The organism is Methylobacterium sp. 1A (assembly GCF_058072805.1).
In genome coordinates this window covers 1,334,324-1,351,374 of the sequence record NZ_JBYQVE010000002.1, presented here as the reverse complement: position 1 = coordinate 1,351,374, position 17,051 = coordinate 1,334,324, and the positions used below count along the sequence as shown (strand labels likewise).

General features: G+C 72.6%; 13 protein-coding genes and 1 tRNA gene. 6 read left to right on the top strand and 8 right to left on the bottom strand.

Going from position 1 to position 17,051, the window contains the following annotated elements:
* Positions 1–475 precede the first annotated feature (475 nt).
* Positions 476–3,127, bottom strand: a complete 2,652-nt coding sequence (locus tag ACX9MN_RS26545; RefSeq protein ID WP_489725888.1) for a DNA translocase FtsK — start codon at positions 3,125–3,127, stop codon at positions 476–478.
* A 167-nt stretch (positions 3,128–3,294) separates the two neighbouring features.
* On the opposite strand from ACX9MN_RS26545, the gene mtnA reads away from it, so the two are divergent.
* The gene (mtnA, locus tag ACX9MN_RS26540) at positions 3,295–4,398 is read left to right on the top strand and encodes an S-methyl-5-thioribose-1-phosphate isomerase (RefSeq protein WP_091980801.1); all 1,104 of its coding nucleotides are present in this window, start codon (positions 3,295–3,297) and stop codon (positions 4,396–4,398) included.
* A gap of 234 nt (positions 4,399–4,632) precedes the next feature.
* The gene (locus ACX9MN_RS26535; RefSeq protein ID WP_091682754.1) at positions 4,633–5,328 is read left to right on the top strand and encodes a class I SAM-dependent methyltransferase; all 696 of its coding nucleotides are present in this window, start codon (positions 4,633–4,635) and stop codon (positions 5,326–5,328) included.
* 7 nt (positions 5,329–5,335) lie between these two features.
* Here ACX9MN_RS26535 and ACX9MN_RS26530 read toward each other — a convergent pair whose 3' ends face one another.
* From ACX9MN_RS26530 to pth, 3 genes are all read right to left on the bottom strand, one after another.
* On the bottom strand, positions 5,336–6,325 hold the full coding sequence (locus tag ACX9MN_RS26530) for a MaoC/PaaZ C-terminal domain-containing protein (protein WP_489725887.1): 990 nt from the start codon (positions 6,323–6,325) through the stop codon (positions 5,336–5,338).
* Positions 6,326–6,475: 150 nt separating this feature from the next.
* Positions 6,476–7,573, bottom strand: a complete 1,098-nt coding sequence (gene ychF, locus ACX9MN_RS26525) for a redox-regulated ATPase YchF (protein WP_020094263.1) — start codon at positions 7,571–7,573, stop codon at positions 6,476–6,478.
* A gap of 230 nt (positions 7,574–7,803) precedes the next feature.
* Complete coding sequence (gene pth, locus ACX9MN_RS26520; protein WP_091682753.1) at positions 7,804–8,412, bottom strand: aminoacyl-tRNA hydrolase; 609 nt, start codon at positions 8,410–8,412, stop codon at positions 7,804–7,806.
* A 295-nt stretch (positions 8,413–8,707) separates the two neighbouring features.
* On the opposite strand from pth, the gene ACX9MN_RS26515 reads away from it, so the two are divergent.
* On the top strand, positions 8,708–8,938 hold the full coding sequence (locus ACX9MN_RS26515) for a hypothetical protein (RefSeq protein ID WP_100253187.1): 231 nt from the start codon (positions 8,708–8,710) through the stop codon (positions 8,936–8,938).
* A gap of 14 nt (positions 8,939–8,952) precedes the next feature.
* Here the strand turns inward: ACX9MN_RS26515 and ACX9MN_RS26510 are convergent, their stop codons facing one another.
* Positions 8,953–11,178, bottom strand: a complete 2,226-nt coding sequence (locus ACX9MN_RS26510) for an FUSC family protein (protein ID WP_489725886.1) — start codon at positions 11,176–11,178, stop codon at positions 8,953–8,955.
* Between the two features lie 199 nt (positions 11,179–11,377).
* On the opposite strand from ACX9MN_RS26510, the gene ACX9MN_RS26505 reads away from it, so the two are divergent.
* A tRNA-Arg gene (locus ACX9MN_RS26505) sits at positions 11,378–11,454 on the top strand.
* A gap of 30 nt (positions 11,455–11,484) precedes the next feature.
* Here ACX9MN_RS26505 and ACX9MN_RS26500 read toward each other — a convergent pair.
* Positions 11,485–12,204 carry a helix-turn-helix transcriptional regulator gene (locus tag ACX9MN_RS26500; RefSeq protein WP_091682662.1) on the bottom strand — a complete coding sequence of 240 codons (720 nt, stop codon included), beginning with the start codon at positions 12,202–12,204 and terminating at the stop codon, positions 11,485–11,487.
* Between the two features lie 96 nt (positions 12,205–12,300).
* Here ACX9MN_RS26500 and ACX9MN_RS26495 point away from each other — a divergent pair, with 96 nt between their 5' ends.
* Positions 12,301–12,909, top strand: a complete 609-nt coding sequence (locus tag ACX9MN_RS26495) for a glutathione S-transferase family protein (RefSeq protein WP_234081573.1) — start codon at positions 12,301–12,303, stop codon at positions 12,907–12,909.
* Between the two features lie 679 nt (positions 12,910–13,588).
* Here the strand turns inward: ACX9MN_RS26495 and ACX9MN_RS26490 are convergent.
* Together ACX9MN_RS26490 and ACX9MN_RS26485 are read right to left on the bottom strand one after the other, a co-directional pair.
* Positions 13,589–13,750: a YqaE/Pmp3 family membrane protein gene (locus ACX9MN_RS26490; RefSeq protein ID WP_020096541.1), complete on the bottom strand. Its 162-nt coding sequence runs from the start codon at positions 13,748–13,750 to the stop codon at positions 13,589–13,591.
* Positions 13,751–13,834: 84 nt separating this feature from the next.
* Complete coding sequence (locus tag ACX9MN_RS26485) at positions 13,835–15,349, bottom strand: glucosamine inositolphosphorylceramide transferase family protein (RefSeq protein WP_234081574.1); 1,515 nt, start codon at positions 15,347–15,349, stop codon at positions 13,835–13,837.
* A 503-nt stretch (positions 15,350–15,852) separates the two neighbouring features.
* On the opposite strand from ACX9MN_RS26485, the gene ACX9MN_RS26480 reads away from it, so the two are divergent.
* Complete coding sequence (locus ACX9MN_RS26480) at positions 15,853–16,686, top strand: outer membrane protein (protein ID WP_489725885.1); 834 nt, start codon at positions 15,853–15,855, stop codon at positions 16,684–16,686.
* Positions 16,687–17,051 lie beyond the last annotated feature (365 nt).

Here is a 17,051-nt window from a genome sequence, read left to right as displayed (position 1 = left end):
ATCCTCCGACGAGCAACGTGACTACAAGCAGCGCCGGACACCGTGCCCGGCGCCCTCAGAGCGAGCCCATTTCCAGGCCTCGCACGCGCGTAACGTGCGGGCGAAGGGTCGGTTCCGTGCCGCGCGAAATTTTTCGGGTTGGGCGGGGGCTGGCCGAATACGGTGATCCGATCCGCGCGGCCTCTCCCGCTGAGCTGCCGGCTGCACGCGCTCGCGGTCTCTCTGTCCCTGAGATCGAGAGCGCGGGTCCCCTCTCCCGTGCGGGAGAGGGTGGGGGTAAGGGACGCGAAGCTTCAGAAGACGGCGCGCCCCGTCCGCGCGTCAAACGCGTGCCCTGTCCGGAGACTTCCCATGCCTCCCCCCAACACTCTCCCGCTCGGGAGAGGGGGCGCGTCGTGCTCCGTTGCAGGGCGCACCGCGAACACGCGTCGGCCGCACGAGGGAGGGGGTGCCGCGGACGCGGCAGGCCTCGCTCTCAGCCGACCGCCTCCTCCACGAGGATCTCGCGCTTGCCGGCGTGGTTGGCCGGGCCGACGATGCCCTCGATCTCCATCCGCTCCATGATGGAGGCGGCGCGGTTGTAGCCGATCTGCAGCCGGCGCTGGATGTAGCTCGTCGACGCCTTCTGGTCGCGCAACACGACCTGCACGGCCTGGTCGTAGAGGTCGCCGCCAGCCTCGCCGAAGGAGCCCTGGTCGAACACGGCGCCGTCGAGTTCGAGTTCCGCGGCGCCGGCCTTGCCCTTGCCGCCGCCCTTCTCGGTCGCGCCCTCCTCGTCGTCGGCGGTGACGGCGTCGAGGTAGCTGGGGCGGCCCTGGCGCTTGAGGTGGGCGACCACGCTCTCGACCTCGCTGTCCGAGCAGAACGGCCCGTGCACCCGCGTCGTGCGCCCGCCCCCGGCCATGAACAGCATGTCGCCCTGGCCCAGAAGCTGCTCGGCGCCCATCTCGCCCAGGATCGTGCGGCTGTCGATCTTGCTCGTCACCTGGAAGCTGATCCGGGTCGGGAAGTTCGCCTTGATCGTCCCGGTGATCACGTCCACCGACGGGCGCTGGGTCGCCATGATCAGGTGGATGCCCGCCGCGCGCGCCATCTGCGCCAGGCGCTGGATCGCCCCCTCGATGTCCTTGCCGGCCACCATCATCAGGTCGGCCATCTCGTCGACCACGATCACGATGTACGGCAGCGGCGCCAGGTCCATCGCCTCGTCCTCGTACACCGCCTCGCCGGTGTGGCGGTCGAAGCCGGTCTGCACGGTCCGGGTCAGCACCTCGCCGCGCGCCGCCGCCTCGGCGACCCGGGCGTTGTAGCCGTCGATGCTCCGGACGGCGATCTTGGCCATCTTCTTGTAGCGCTCCTCCATCTCGCGCACGGCCCACTTGAGGGCGATGACCGCCTTCTTGGGGTCGGTGACGACCGGGGAGAGCAGATGCGGGATGCCGTCGTAGACCGACAGCTCCAGCATCTTCGGGTCGACCATGATCAGGCGGCACTCCTCGGGCTTGAGCCGGTAGAGCAGCGACAGGATCATGGTGTTGATCGCCACCGACTTGCCCGAGCCGGTGGTGCCGGCGACCAGGAGGTGCGGCATGCGCGCGAGGTCGGCAATGATCGGCTCGCCGCCGATGTTCTTGCCTAAGCACAGCGCCAGCTTGTGCTTGCTCTCGGCGAAGTCGGTCGAGGCCAGGAGCTCGCGCAGGTAGACCGTCTCGCGCTTGGCGTTCGGCAGCTCGATGCCGATGGCGTTCCGGCCGGGGACGACCGCGACGCGGGCCGAGACCGCCGACATCGACCGGGCGATGTCGTCGGCGAGCGCGATCACGCGGCTGGACTTGGTGCCGGGGGCGGGCTCGAGCTCGTAGAGGGTGACGACCGGGCCCGGCCGCACCGCCAGGATGTCGCCGCGCACGCCGAAATCGCCGAGGGTCGCCTCCAGCAGCGTGGCGTTCTGCTCCAGGGCATCGGCCGAGATCAGGCTCGCCTGGGACGGGCCGCGGGGGGCCGCCAGCAGGTCGAGGGCGGGCAGGGCGTAATCCTCGGGACGGACGGGCGGCGCGGGCGCGCGCCGTGCCGGCACGGGCGCTGCGGGCGGCGGCGCCACCCGGGACGCGGTCGGCTCGGCCCGCGGCGGGACCGGGCGCTGCGGCGCCTCGAAAGCCTCCGGATCGTCCTCCGCGTCGGCCGGCGGCGCGGCGCGGCGGCCCGGCGCCGCGGGGGCGTCCTCGGACGCGTCGAAGACGGGCTCGCGCCGGCTCGCGCCGGCCTGCCGGCCCTCGGGCAGGTGCTCGGCCCAGGGGAGATCGGCGTCCGTGAAGGCGCGGCGGGCCGCGAGGGCGGGCGATGCGCCGTCGATCGGCTCGGCCCGGCCGGCGCGCCACGCGGCGATCCGGTCGGCCGCGGCGCCGCGCAGGCCCATCAGCCCCTGCGCCAGGGCGCCGACACCCACGAGGCCGAGGCTCGGCTCGTCGGAATCCTCGCGCTCGTCGCGGCCCGAATCCCGGCCCCGCGCCGGCGCGCGCCGGACGGGGTAGGGATCGTCGTGCAGGCTGTCCTCCTCGACGGCGCCGAACCGGCAGGCGCCGGTCAGGCTGAGGATCGCCACGGCGGCGTAGCCGAAGCCGACGAGGTGGGCCGCCGCCGACGAGACCGCGCCGACGATCACCCGCGCCATCGACAGCAGGCCGTCGCCGGCCACGCCGCCGAGGCCGGTGGGCAGCGGCCAGCGGGTCGTCGGCGGGAGCGCGCTCGCCACCGCGCTCGCGGCGCAGAAGCCGATGATCCAGAGGGCGATGCGCAGCCCGCCCTCGGGCAGGTTGCGCTCCCGCATCAGCCGGATGCCCCAGAGCACCGGCGGCAGCACGAAGGCCAGGGAACCCAGGCCCAGGATCTGCATGGCGAGGTCGGCCACGACGGCGCCCGGCTGGCCGAGGACGTTGTGGGCGGCGTGGTCGGTGGCGTGGTTGAGGCTCGGGTCGTCGATCGACCACGTGGCCAGGGCCACGGTCAGCGCGACCGCGCCGGTGAACAGCACGAAGCCGCCGAGCTCCGTCAGGCGCTTGCCCAGGAAGGGGCGAACGCTGTCGACGAAAGTCTCGTAGGGCGATGCGGGACGGCGAAGCGAGCGCATGCGGGACCGGACGCAGGACGGGGACTTACCCCCGAGGCTAGGCACGACCCCCTTAACGACCTGCTAAGGTTGAGGAAGGCTCACCGGCGCCCGGCCGCGCATCCCCAGGCTGTCGCCGTCCGCGCCCACGGGTGCAAAATCCGCCCCACTGTGGCACAGGAGCGGCCATGAACATCGACGGCCAGCCCTACCGCACGATCTTCCCGGACCCGGACGGCCTCAGCGTCCAGGTGATCGACCAGACCCGCCTGCCCTTCGCGTTCGAGCTGAAGCGCCTCGCCACGCTGGAGGACGCCGCGGTGGCGATCCGCACGATGATCGTGCGGGGCGCGCCGTTGATCGGCGTCACGGCCGCCTACGGGCTGGCGCTCGCCATGCGCGCCGACGCGTCCCACGACGGGATCGACCGGGCGGTGGCGACCCTCGCGGCGACGCGGCCGACCGCGATCAACCTGCGCTGGGCGCTGGACCGGGTCTCCACCAACCTGCGCCAGGTCGCGCCGGACGAGCGCTTCGCCCGCGCCTTCGCGGAGGCCGGCCGCATCGCCGAGGAAGACGTGGCGAGCTGCCGCTCGATCGGCGCCCACGGCGGCCAGATCATCGCCGACCTCCACGCGGCAAGGGGCGGCGACCGGCCGGTCACGGTCCTGACCCACTGCAATGCCGGCTGGCTGGCGACAGTGGACTGGGGCACGGCGCTCGCGCCGATCTACGCCGCCCACGAGCGGGGCGTGCCGGTCCACGTCCTGGTCGACGAGACCCGGCCGCGCAGCCAGGGTGCCGCGCTCACGGCCTTCGAGCTGAACGGCCACGGCGTGCCGCACACGGTCATCGCCGACAATGCCGGGGGCCACCTCATGCAGCACGGCGGCGTCGATCTCTGCATCGTCGGCTCGGACCGGACCACGGCGAGCGGCGACGTCTGCAACAAGATCGGCACCTACCTGAAGGCGCTGGCGGCCCACGACAACGGCGTGCCGTTCTACGCCGCCCTGCCGTTCTCGACCATCGACTGGACCCTCGACGACGGGGTGAAGGAGATCCCGATCGAGGAGCGCGACGGGCGCGAGGTCACCCACATGACCGGCCGGCTGCCCGACGGCGGCTTCGCCACGATCGAGGTCGTCTCCCCCGGCAGCCCGGTGGCCAACCCCGCCTTCGACGTGACGCCGTCGCGCCTCGTGACCGGGATCATCACCGAGCGCGGCATCTGCGCGGCGAGCCGCGAGGGCCTGTACGAGCTCTACCCGGAGCGCCGCCGGGCGGCGTGAGGCCGGATTCTCCCGCAGCCGCGGCCGCCCGGCGCAGTATCCGGGTCTTCCCGAACGCGGTGTGACCGAAAAGGCAGCCTCGGGGGCAATTCGCGCCCCGTATCCGCGCGGCCGCTTTCGCGGCTCGACGGTGTTCGGCAGAACGGATGCCGGAGCGTCGTGGGGAAGAACAAATCTCGACGGCGGATGGACTGATCATCCCAGTCCGATCTCGACACCTTCGAGGTGGCCGCGATGGCGAAATTTCATTTCGTCGAGGATTACGAGGCGTACGTCCGCCAACTGATGCGCGACTTGCCCCTGGATGAGGCGATGAGCGTGGCGGTGGGCGGCGACTACGACCGCATCGGCGCGATCGAGTGCGAGATCCTCCAGCATTTCGGGCTCCGGGACGGCCAGTCGGTGGTCGATTTCGGGTGCGGCTCCGGGCGCCTGGCGGTGCATCTCGCCCGCACCGCGAGCGTCGCGTATCTGGGCCTCGACGTCGTCCAGGACCTGCTGGACTACGCGAAGCGCCGCTGTCCCAGGGACTACCGCTTCGCCCGGAACACGGCGCTGTCGCTGCCGGTCGCCGACGGCAGCGTCGACCTCGTCTCGGCCTTCAGCGTGTTCACGCATCTCCTGCACACGGAGTGCTACATCTACCTGGAGGAGATGCACCGCGCCCTCAGGCCCGGGGGCCGCGTCGTGGCCTCGTTCCTCGAGTTCAGCATGGCCTCGCACTGGGGCGTCTTCACCAAGACGGTCGGCGAGCAGCGCACCAGCACGGTGCCGCACCTCAACACGTTCATCGAGCGCAGCGTCTGGCAGACCTGGGCTGACCATATCGGCTTCGACAGCGTGACGTTCCTCGACGGCACGGCGGCGCCGTGGCCGTCGGGCGTGTATCTGGGTCAGTCCCTCGCGGTGCTCGGCAAGGCGCCGGCCTGAGGCCCGCTCACGGCTCCCACTGGTGGAAGACCGCGCTGTCGAAGGCGAAGACCGCCTCGCCGCGCTGGTTCACCCCGGTGTTGCGCGCGAAGGCCAAGCCCCAGCCCGGCCGCGACGCCGAGGCACGCTTGTCGGTGAGCTTGGCGCTGAACCGGACCGTGTCGCCCGCGTAGACCGGCTTCAGCCAGCGCAGGTTCTTGAACCCGGGGGAGGGGCCCGCCTCCGGGACCGGCCCGCGGGTGGCCGTGTAGGCGGCGTCCCGGGCGCGGGTCGTGAGCATCCGGTTCATGTAGGCGGCGGTCGTGTGCCAGCCGGAGGCGCAGAGGCCGCCGAAATGGCTGCGCTTGGCCGCGTCGTGGTCGAGGTGGAAGGCCTGCGGGTCGTAGGCCCGCGCGAAGGCCACGATCGCCTCGGCGCTGAACGGGTAGGCGCCCAGCTCCCGCACGGCGCCGATCTCGGCGTCCCGCAGGAACGGCAGGATCTCGGCATCCTCCGGCTCGGTGACCGGCCCCGGCACGCCGATCTCCACGGGACGCGGGGGCAGGGGATCGGTGCCGCGGCGGGCCAGCATGAAGGTGAAGCGCTGGGTCAGGACCGTCTCGCCGCGCTGGTTGGCGAGGGCGACCTCGGCGGTCAGGAAGCCGAGGCCCGGCTTCGAGGCCGAGTCGCGCAGGCCCGCGACCCGGAAGGTCAGCGTCAGCGCGTCCCCCGGCAGGATCGGCGCGAGCCACCGCAGCTCGTCGATGCCGGGCGCGCCCAGCGACGAGCCGCCCCGGAACGGCCCCTGCTGGAGCAGGCGCATGCCCAGGGCCGCCGTGTGCCAGCCCGAGCCGATCAGCCGGCCCGCGAAGGTCGTCTCCGCCGCCGCCTCGTCGAGGTGAAAGGGCTGAAAGTCGAAATCCTTCGCGAAGCCCACGATGTCGTCGCGGGTCACCGTCAGCGGCTCCCCGACGATCACGTCGCCGACGGAGAAGTCTTCCAGGGCGGGATCGGGCATGGCGGGCTCGTCACGTTGATCAGTGGGGCAGGCGATCGGGATCGCCGTCTTTGCGAGCGGAGCGAAGCGATCCAGGCGGCGCCGCGCTCACCGGGGTCGCGCTGCCCTGGGTCGCGTCGCTGCGCGCGCGATGACGGGGTGAGGCCGACCTCAGTTGGCGAAGCGGAAGTGCAGCACGTCGCCGTCCTGCACCACGTAATCCTTGCCCTCCAGCCGGAGCTTGCCGGCGTCCCGGGCCCCGGCCTCGCCGTTGAGCGCCGTGTAGTCCTTGAACGCGATGGTCTCGGCCCGGATGAAGCCCTTCTCGAAATCCGAGTGGATCACCCCGGCCGCGCCCGGCGCTCGGGTGCCCTTGGTGATCGTCCAGGCGCGGGCCTCCTTGGGGCCGACCGTGAAGTAGGTGACGAGGCCGAGCAGGTCGTAGCCGGCGCGGATCACCCGGTTCAGGCCCGGCTCGGCGAGGCCCACCGCCTCCAGGAACTCGGCCTGGTCGGCCTCCGGCATCACGGCGATCTCGCTCTCGATCTTGGCCGAGACCACCACCGCCACGGCGCCCTCCGCCTTGGCGCGGGCGAAGACCGCGTCCGAGTAGGCGTTGCCCTTGTCGGCGTCGCCCTCGTCGACGTTGCAGACGTAGAGGACGGGCTTGGCCGTCATCAGGCCGAGCGACTGGAACAGCTTCTCCTCGTCGGGCTTGCGCTCCACGAGGCGGGCGGGCTTGCCGTCGCGCAGCAGCGGCAGGGCGCGGTTGACGAGGTCGAGGGTCTCCTTGGCCTCCTTGTCGGCGCCCTTGGCCTTCTTCTCCAGCGCCTGGGCGCGGCGCTCCAGGCTGTCGAGGTCGGCGAGCATCAGCTCGGTCTCGATGGTCTCGATGTCGGCGGCCGGATCGACCTTGCCCTCCACGTGGGTGACGTCGCCGTCCGTGAAGCAGCGGACCACGTGGGCGATGGCGTCGACCTCGCGGATATTGGCCAGGAACTGGTTGCCCAGGCCCTCGCCCTTGGAGGCGCCGCGCACGAGGCCGGCGATGTCCACGAAGGTCAGCCGCGTCGGGATGATCTCCTTCGAGGAGGCGATCCGGGCGAGGTCATTCAGCCGCGGATCCGGCACCGCCACCTCGCCGACATTCGGCTCGATGGTGCAGAACGGGTAGTTCGCCGCCTGGGCGGCCGCCGTCTGCGTCAGCGCGTTGAAGAGGGTCGACTTGCCGACGTTCGGCAGGCCGACGATGCCGCATTTGAAGCCCATGGGTCAGTTCCGTCGCAGCGCGTCGTCGGGCGACGCGCGGAATGGGTTGATGAGAATCGGGCCCGCGAACACGACGCCGCGCGCCCCGTCCTCGGTCGAGCGCGCGCGACACCGACGCGCCGGGCCGCGGCGGCCGGGAGGCAATCGAACCGCCGACAGCCGGGCGCGACGCGCACCGCCTTCATCGGACCCTCTCGCCCGCCCCGATATCCCGTCCCCGTGTGGGCGTGTCAATTTCTGGCGCCCAGCGTCTTCACGTCGTCCCAGCCGCGGCCGGCCATGGCGAGGTGGACCTTGTTCTGGAAGCTCGCGTCCTCGCCGGCGGCGAGCAGGGCGGCGTGGTCGGCCACCGCCCGGCAGAGATCCTCGACCCAGGGCAGCTCGGCCTTGCCGAAATCGTTGAGCACGTAGGCATGGACCAGCGCCTTGTCGCCGGGATGGCCGATGCCGAGCCGCACCCGGCGGTAATCGTTGCCGCACTGCGCGGTGATCGAGCGCAGGCCGTTATGGCCGGCATTGCCGCCGCCGAGCTTCACCCGGAGCTTGGCGGGCGCGAGGTCGAGCTCGTCGTGCAGCACGATCACGTCGGCCAGCGGGATCTTGTAGAAGCGCTGCGCCTCCGAGACCGCGCGGCCGGACTCGTTCATGAAGGTCGAGGGCTTCAGCAGGATCGCCCGCTCGGTGCCCAGCACCACCTCGGCGGCCTCGCCCTGGAACCGGTGGCGGAACGGGCTCGCCCGGTGCTGTCGGGCGATCGCGTCGACGGCGAGGAAGCCGATATTGTGGCGGTTGCCCGCGTAGCGCGCGCCCGGGTTTCCGAGGCCGACGATCAGCCGCATGGTCTGCATCCCTCTCAGGCCGCGGTCTGTGCCACGCTTCGGCGCGGGACGCATCCCCGGCCGTGCCCGGACCCGTCGCGCGCCTTCCGGCCCGCGCCGCGTCTCCCCGTGCGCCAGCGCACGGCGGCGGTCGAACCCGGGGCAGAGTATCTCCGTTGAGAGGTCACATTCGGCCAAGCAAAGCCGGAGCGATCAAGACCGCCGCCCAGCGCATCGCGACGACGATCTTCCTCACTCGACACGGTTGACCGGATGACTTCCCGCTGAAGTCATACGAAGACACTCGGAGATCATCATGACCGTTCGCATGCTCGCCGCCGCCGCCCTGGTCGCCGCGGTCGCCACGCCCGCCCTCGCACAGGGCCTGGACTCAAAGCACTCGCCCTACCCGGCCTCGGCCTATTCGGGCTGGGTCGGCAACGCTCCCGTCCTGTACCGGGACGCCGCCGGCCCGGCCCGGCCGACCGCCTACCGCTACAGCGGCCCGCATGCCGGCGGCCCGGCCAACGCCCTGCCGCGGTTCTGACGGGGGGCCGTCCGTCAGGACGGCAGGACGGGCTGACCGGCCCGCGCCGCGGTCCCGTCGCTCGAAGCCGGGGCCCCGCCATCGTCTCCCGTCGCGGCCCGGATCTCCCCGGGCCGCAGGGTCCCGACCAGAAGATCGACCTGACTGACGAGGCGCACGAGCGACTGTCCGCGATCCAGCGCCGGCCGCTCGGGCACGGGCCTGTCGGCGCCCAGGGCCGCCAGGGTCGCGGTGATCCAGGCTCGCCAGGGCTCCGCCTCGGGGGCGGCCGCCTCCGGGGCGTGCCGCAGGACGATCAGCCGGGCGCTGATCCGGCGCAGGGTCGCGTCGGCCACCAGGGCGGATTCCACCTCCGGGTGGCTGCCGGCCCGGGGCTGCTGCAGGGCGCGGGAGAGCGCCGCCTCCAGATCGTTGAGGGCGAGGCCGGCCTCGCGGCTCTGCGCCGCGATCGCGGTCTCGCGGCCCTCGCCGGGCGGCGCGCGCAGCACCGCCTCGGCGAGCCCGGCCTGGGCCTTCAGCGCCCGGCGCAGCTCCTGCCGGACCTGATCGGGCTCCCAGATCGGCCAGAGCACGAGGCAGCTCGCCACCGCGATCACGCCGCCCAGCACCGTGAAGCCGCCCCGCATGGCGACGATCTCCCAGGAGCTGTGGCCGGGCTCCAGCAACTCGACGAGCAGCACCACGAGGGGCGTCAGGCAGGTGACGAAGAACCCGTACGAGATCTGGCGCGCCGCGAAGCCGACGATGCTGAGCACGAGGATGAGCCCGGCCTCCGCCAGCGGGCTCGTGGCGTAGTAGGCGAGCACGGCCCCCACGAGGCCGCCCAGCACCGTGCCGCCGATCCGCTCCAGGGCCCGCTGCCACGTCGCCGCGTAGAAGGGCTGCATGGTGAGCACCACGGTCATCACCAGCCAGTGCGTGAAGGCGCCCGCGTAGGTCAGGGTGGCGGCGAGCGCCGGCGCCGCGACCGCGCTCGCCCGCAGGGCGTGCCGCAGGTTGGGCGAGGCCAGGGTGAAGTTCTGCGCCAGCGGCCCGACGTAGCGGGTCCAGCGGTCGAGGCTGCCGCCCTCCGTGATCGTGCCGCCGGGCCGGTAGCCCTCCGGCGTCGACAGCTTGGCGCCGAGCCGCACGCGCCCGGCGATCCGGTCGGCGAGGCGGGCCAGGGTCGGGTCCTCCGACAGGCCGTCGGCCACCCGGGCGATGGAGTGCTCCAGGCGGCCGAGGTCGAGGTTGACGTCGTCGCGGATCGCCCGGGCGATGGTCACCAGCAGGGGGCGCAGGCGCCGCAGGAAGACCTTGGCGAGCGCCCGGCGGCGCGCGTCGGGCCGGCTGTCGATCAACTCGCCCACGGCGATCAGCGCGGCGAAGATCTGCTCGGCGCTCTCCAGGCGCAGCAGGGCCTGGGCGGTGCGGTCCGAGACCCGCTCGCGGGAGCGGGCGAGGTCGAGGATCATGGTCCGCGCGGTCTCGATGCTCGCCCGCACGCCGCGGCGGTGGCCCCGCGCGTGGCCGTCGAAGGCGGCCGTGTCGGGCTCCGGCAGGGCGACGAGCCGCTCGAGGTCGCCGCAGAGCCGGGCGAGATTGTGCCAGACCTCCGCCACCGCCCGGTGGGCCGGTCGGTACGGGTGCAGCCGCCAGATGACCAGGGCCAGGAAGGTCGCCCAGAGACCGCCGGCCGCGAACATCGCCGCGGTGACGGCCGCCTGCGCGACGTCGAGCGGCCGGTCGAGAGCGATGCACAGCACCACCACGAGCACGTTGCCGGCCGACTGGGCCTGCACGCTCCAGACGCGCGCGTACGAGCAGGCGAAGATCAGCGCGCAGGCGACCGGGACGACCACCGGCAGGCCGAGGGGCTGGATCAGGCCGAGGCCGGCCCAGAGCAGGCCGCCGAGGAACGAGAAGGCGGTGAGGACGCGCAGGCGCGCCCGCATCGGGCCGCCGTTGTCGCAGAAGCAGGCGAGGTTGGCGGCGAGCGCCATGGTCAGCAGCGGCGACCACTGGATCCAGATGTTGAGGAGGATGACGACGCCGAACGCGAAGGCGGCGCGCACGCCCTCCACGAGCCGCACGTTCCGGAGATCGAGGCCCGTGGGCAGGCGCCGCAGATCGCCGCCCGGCCGGCTCAGGCTGCCCCGGCCGGCGGCGAGGCGGCGGCGCCGAAGACGTCCGGGGGGCGAGGCTGTGGGACTCGGCGCGGTCAAGCTCGGTCTCCCGACGGGGGCGCGGCGCCCCGGCATGAACCGCGCTCCGGCCTGACCGGATCCGCGGCGGCGCGCAACCCCGGCCCGCTCCCGGCGCCAGATCGCTAAGGCGCGTCCGGCGCATCGCCGCTGGGCAGTCTCTCCATCCTCGGCCCGATCCGGGACGCCGCGCCGGTCCTCGGCCCGCGCGCTTGACCCTCGGGCGAGCCCGTGGCTTCTGGGGCCGCCTGGCCCCGACTCCGTAGCTCAGCTGGATAGAGCAGCCGCCTTCTAAGCGGCAGGTCGTAGGTTCGAGCCCTACCGGGGTCGCCAGGTCATTCCGCGTGGCCCTGTCATCAGGCCCTACGGCGCGGCCGGCGCGGCGGGGTTCGCCGCCTCCTGCCGGTCCGGCAGGCTCCGCTTCCAGCGTGCCCGCAGGACGGCGGGCCGGAGGCCGTGCCGCTCCTCCAGGAACTCGGCGTCCGTGATCCGGTCCGTGCGGAAGTGCCGGAACGCCCCGCGCAGCTCGCACCAGCCGGCCACCATCCGGGCCTGATCGAAGAACCCGACGATCACCGGCCAGATCACGCGCCGGCTCGGATCGCCGCGGACGTCGCGGTACTGGATGCGGATCTTGCGGCCCTCGCGGATCCAGGTCCGCGCGCGGGCGACGTCGATCCCGTCCGCGGCCTGCGCGAAGGCCGTCGGCGTGCCGATCGACGGATCGGCGATGAGCGGGCGCAGGCGCTCGGGGACCACGGCGGTGATCTTGGCGATGAGATCGCGCGCCGCCTTGGCGAGGACCGGCTCGCCCCGTCCCGCGACCCACTGCGCGCCGAGGACGGCCGCCTCGATCTCGTCGGGCGTCAGCATCAGCGGCGGCATGTCGAACGCCTCGCCGAGCACGTAGCCGAGCCCGGCCTCACCCTGGATCGGCACGCGCTGGCCGACGAGGTCGGCGACGTCGCGGTAGACCGTGCGGACCGAGACCTCCAGCTCTCGGGCGATCTCGGCGGCCGTCACCGGGCGCGGCGAGCGGCGCAGGATCTGGATGATCTGAAACAGCCTGTCCGCACGCCGCATCCACCGACTCCTGCTGACAGAATGCTGTCAGCAGGGCGTCCCTACAAGTCCTCCCGCCACGGCCATCCCGCGCGCCGTGCCGACAGGAACCGCGCCATGATCACCCTGTACCACGCCCCGCAATCGCGCTCCTCGCGCATCGTCTGGCTCTTGGAGGAGATGGGAGTTCCCTACACCATCGCGCCGGTCTCGATCTTCCGGCCGATGACGGGCGAGGGCGTGCCGGACGCCACCAATCCGCATCCCGACAAGCGCGTCCCGGCCGTCCTGCACGCGGGCGGTCTGGTCACCGAGTCCCAGGCCATCGTGCTCTACCTGGCGGAGACGTTCCCCGAAGCCGGGCTGGCGCCTGCGGTGGGCGCCCCCGAGCGCGGCGCGTACCTGACGTGGCTGGCTTGGTACGTCGCCGAGTTCGAGCCCGCGCTGTTCGCCGGCCTGACGGGCGAGCTCGCGGGATCACCGCAGAAGCGCCGGAACCACGCGGCGGTGGTCGACCGCCTGGAAGCCGCCCTGGCGCGCGGCCCCTACGTGATGGGCGCGCGGTTCTCCGGCGCCGACATCCTGATCGGCAGCGCCCTGGGCTTCGGCCGCGCGGCCTTCCCGCCGAGCGCGGCCCTCGATGCCTATCTGGACCGCTGCCGGGCGCGCCCGGCCGCCCTGCGCGCCGCGGCGAAGGACGGCGCGTCGGGGCCGCAAGCCGCCTAGCGCCGACGGGGCGCCGCTCGCGATTCCCGGGCGGCCGGGAGCGGCCCGCGCGCGGCGATTCCGAGCGGCTCCGGCGACCGCAGGTGTTCCGGGACACGCCGGGCCCGAAAGCTTGGGCGTACATCGGGATCACACCGCGAACACAGTCGCGAACCCGATGGAGACGACGATGACCTGGACCAACCGCATCGCCTTGGTGGCGACCCTGATCGCCGGCGCGGTCGCGCTCGTGACCTACGCGCAGGCCCTCAGCCTGCCGGCCCATTTCGCGTGAGCGAGACGGCCCCGGCGGCACGTCCGCTGACCGTCGCCGCCTGAACGCGCGCCGAACGGTTCCGCGGTGCAGCGTGACTCTTCGCACCGCACGCGCCCGGCCGATCCGGTATCGTCATTGCAGACGAACCGACCGGGTCCGGCTGAGGACCCGCCGCTTGATGAAAGGAGTGCACGACATGGTCCTGAAGGGCTTCTCCTACGCGATGATCGGCGCTTTCCTGGGCGGCCTCGCGATGACGGTGACCGGCTCGGCCGGGGTGCTGATGGGCTTCTGAGCCGCGGCGGCCCTCGGGGCCGCCCGGGCAACGGACTGCCCGAACGGACGGCGTGAGCGGCGGGGCGAGAGCCCCGCCGTTCCCGTATGCGGGGATCGGAGCCGCCGATCCCGGCCGCTCCGCCCCGGTCAGGCCGTTTCCTTGCGGGTGACGACGAGCGCCCAGATCGTCGCCGGGATCCATCCGATGATCGTCAGGTGGAGGATGATGCAGAGGATGCCTTGGAACACCTTTCCGCGCAGGAACATGGCGAGCCACGGCGCGAGAAAGCAGATGAGGATCATGATCATGGGGGCAACGGGTCTCCGCGTTCGTGAGCGAACACGGATCGCGGCGGCTGGTTCCGGACGGCCGAGCTTCCGCCGCGGCCCGGCCTAGGCGTCGGACCGCGCGCTCAGATACGCCCTGAGACGCGAGGCCCGACCGGAGCCGTCGATGCACTCGATCCCGCCGCCCGTGTTCAGCGTGTGGAGGCAGCTGCCGGGCCAGGCCGGGCCGGGCTCGATCCGGTCGAGGATGGTCTGGGCGAACCCCTCCGGGTCGAGCCGGTCGATGCGCGCCAGCGACAGGGCGCGTCCGTAACCGTGGGCGCAATCCTGGACCGGCCGGATCAGGACCCCGTCGCGCGCGACGATCCGGCCCGCGGGCCGGGCGAAGGACGGGTCGACCAGCACGGGATTGGCCGGATGCGGCGCGTACGGCCCCCGGAAGTCGGGCGCGGACCAGAGATACAGCGCGTCGTGGTGGCAGCCCGATCCGGGCGGGGCGCCGACGGGCGCGTCCCGGACGGTGGCGAACATCCACCAGCGGCCGCCGTGCTCGAGGAGCGTCGCGTCGCTCGCGACCACGCCGGAGAGGAGCGTCGCCTCTTTCACCCAGCCGCCCGGATAGCGGGTCGCCCGGTAGAGATCGACCGTGCCGGCCGCGGAACTCTCCGGCACCATCCAGACGGAGCCCGCGCGCGCGAACACGAACGGGTAGGAGAGGTGGTGCGGCTCCTCCAGCACCGGGACGGGCGGCCCCTCGGGCCCGTCCGGCCCGAAGCGGACCGCCGAGATGATCGCCTTGCCGGTCGCGTGCGGGAACTCCTCCACGAAGACGTGGGTCGTCCCGTCGACCGCGAGGGGGAACGGGTCGGCGTAGAAGCGCCGCCCGTCGTCGGGCAGCACCTGCCAGCCCTCCGCGGGATGGCGGCCCAGCGCGACGAGGTCCGGCCCGCGGAGGGTCCGCCACCCGGTGCGCCAGTGTGGGGCGTGGTAGCACAGCCTGTACAGGCGGCCGACGAGGCTCCGGGCGACGAGCCGCGCCGGCCGGGACGCCAGGATCCGCGCCGGACGGGCGGGCGCGGCCGCGGCGGGCGTCGCCGCGAAGGCGCGGCCGTCCGACCGAGCCCGCAGGGCGGCGACGACGAGCGTCGCCGTGCGCGACAGGGCATCCTCGAACGAGACGGCGATGGAACCCCGGTAGTCCGAGCCGAGGCGACCCGCGGCGACGACGGTGCCGCCTTCGAGGAGGTCGAGATGCGGGACCCGGCCGGCGAGCAGGCTCGCGAGCAGGCCGGTCTCGCCGAGGCCGCCGTCGTAGGCCACGCGCCAGACCGGGCAGGAGGCGGCCGCGTCGCCGCACAGGTCGAGCACGAGGTCCGGGGTCCCGGGACGGGTCCAGGCCGCGAGATCGGCGGGCGGCACGGGCCGCGACCCGTTCGGCGCCAGCCGGAAGATCAGGGCTTCCAGGCGGAACAGCAGATCGGCCTGTGCCGGCCACCCGTCCGGACCGGGCGCGGCGTCGACGCTCACCGCCGCGATGCCCGGCAGGCCGGACAGCCGGTCCAGCAGCGCGACGTGCCAGCGCCGCGGGTTCGCGCCGTCGAGGCGAACTCTCACATGCATGGCGCCCCGGTTCCCATCGCGCGGTCGTCGCGACGACGACTGTCGAGTCCATCTATTTTCCCGTTGGTAACAGGAGTCATAACTTCGGATCGAGGCCCGGGACGCGCGGGTGATCGGACCCTCGATCGGGATCCGCGGGATGAAAACCTGTCTCGCGGCGGCGGGGGCGTTCCGGCACCTTGCCGGGTTGCCCAGGCCGGTGTCGGGATCCCGCGAGAGCGATCGGGATCGCCGACGCGCCGTCCGGCAACCGACCGGCACCGGGTGTGGCGTGCCCGTCACACCCGGTGCCAACCCGACATCTCGATGCAACCAAAACGCTGCCGCGTTGTTGTCGCGCTCACCCGCGTAATGCGCGCTGTATTTCCGCGCTTCGTCGCGTCTTGAAGGATGCTTTACTCTGGCATTTCGGGCCTTCGACAGGCGGTGTGACCTCAAAACTACAGCCATTTCCCCCGGTGATCGGTAGCCACACCGCCAGATCACACATTCGGGGAACCGACATGACCAAGCTCCTGGCCTCGCTGGCCGCCTTCACGGCCCTCACCGCCGCCGCCTCGGCCGCCGACCTTCCGCGCCGCGCCGCCCCGCCGCCGGTGTTCACCCCCGTCCCGGTCTTCACCTGGACCGGCGCCTACTTCGGTATCAACGCCGGCTACGCCTTCGACGCCAGCGACCGCAACACCGGCAACACCTTCGCCGTCCCCTTCCCCTACGCCGCCCCCGGCACCGTCGCCTCCTTCCGCAACCGCAGCCAGGACGGCTTCTCCGGTGGTGGCCAGATCGGCTACAACTGGCAGATCACCCCCGGCTCCGGCCTCGTGATCGGTGTCGAGGCCGACGCCCAGTACCTCGACTTCGGCCGTAACCGGAACAGCGCCTTCATCTCCGGCGCGCTGGCCCCCGGCTACTACGTCACCGACCCGCGCGGCCTCTCCAGCCTCGACTTCTTCGGCACCGTCCGCGGTCGCCTCGGCTACGCCTTCGACCGCACCCTCGTGTACGGCACCGGCGGCTTCGCCTACGGCTCCGGCAGCGCCGACCGCTCCTTCGGCGGCTATGCCGGTAACGACAGCTTCCGCACCGGCTACGCGGTCGGCGGCGGCATCGAGTACGCCCTGCCCACCGACTCGTTCCTGAACTTCTTCCGCTCCTCGGCCGTGACGCTCAAGGTCGAAGGCCTGTACGTCAACCTCGACCGCAACACCCGCAACCAGGGCGCGTTCGTCATCAACGCCGCCAACAACTTCCCGGTCGTCTACAGCGGCATCGGTCGCCGCTCCGACGAGTTCGCCGTCGTCCGCGCTGGCCTGAACTACAAGTTCGGCTCCTACTGAGATCGACCAGCGACGGTCGGGTGCGACGCTCGCATCCCGACCGTCGCACCCGACCCGACACGCGAAGGGGCCGCTTCCCACAGGAGGCGGCCCCTTCGCCGTTCGGGCGGGCCGAACGCGGCCCGCCGTCCTCGCGAGCGCGGCGGCGCGGAAGCTCGACGGCCGGCCGACGATGCGGCCGGCTCGGGATCGAGCCTCAGCCGATCGCCCAGAAGAGCGGCAGGGCGCCCGCCAGGAAAAGCGCGGAGGAGATGAGCACGGCGACGCGCTCGCGATGGCGGAGGATGAGGGCGTGGGGCTGGGCGAACATGGGATGGCGGAGCTGAGGGAGCCGGATCGGAGGTGCGCGGTCACGCTGGCATCCG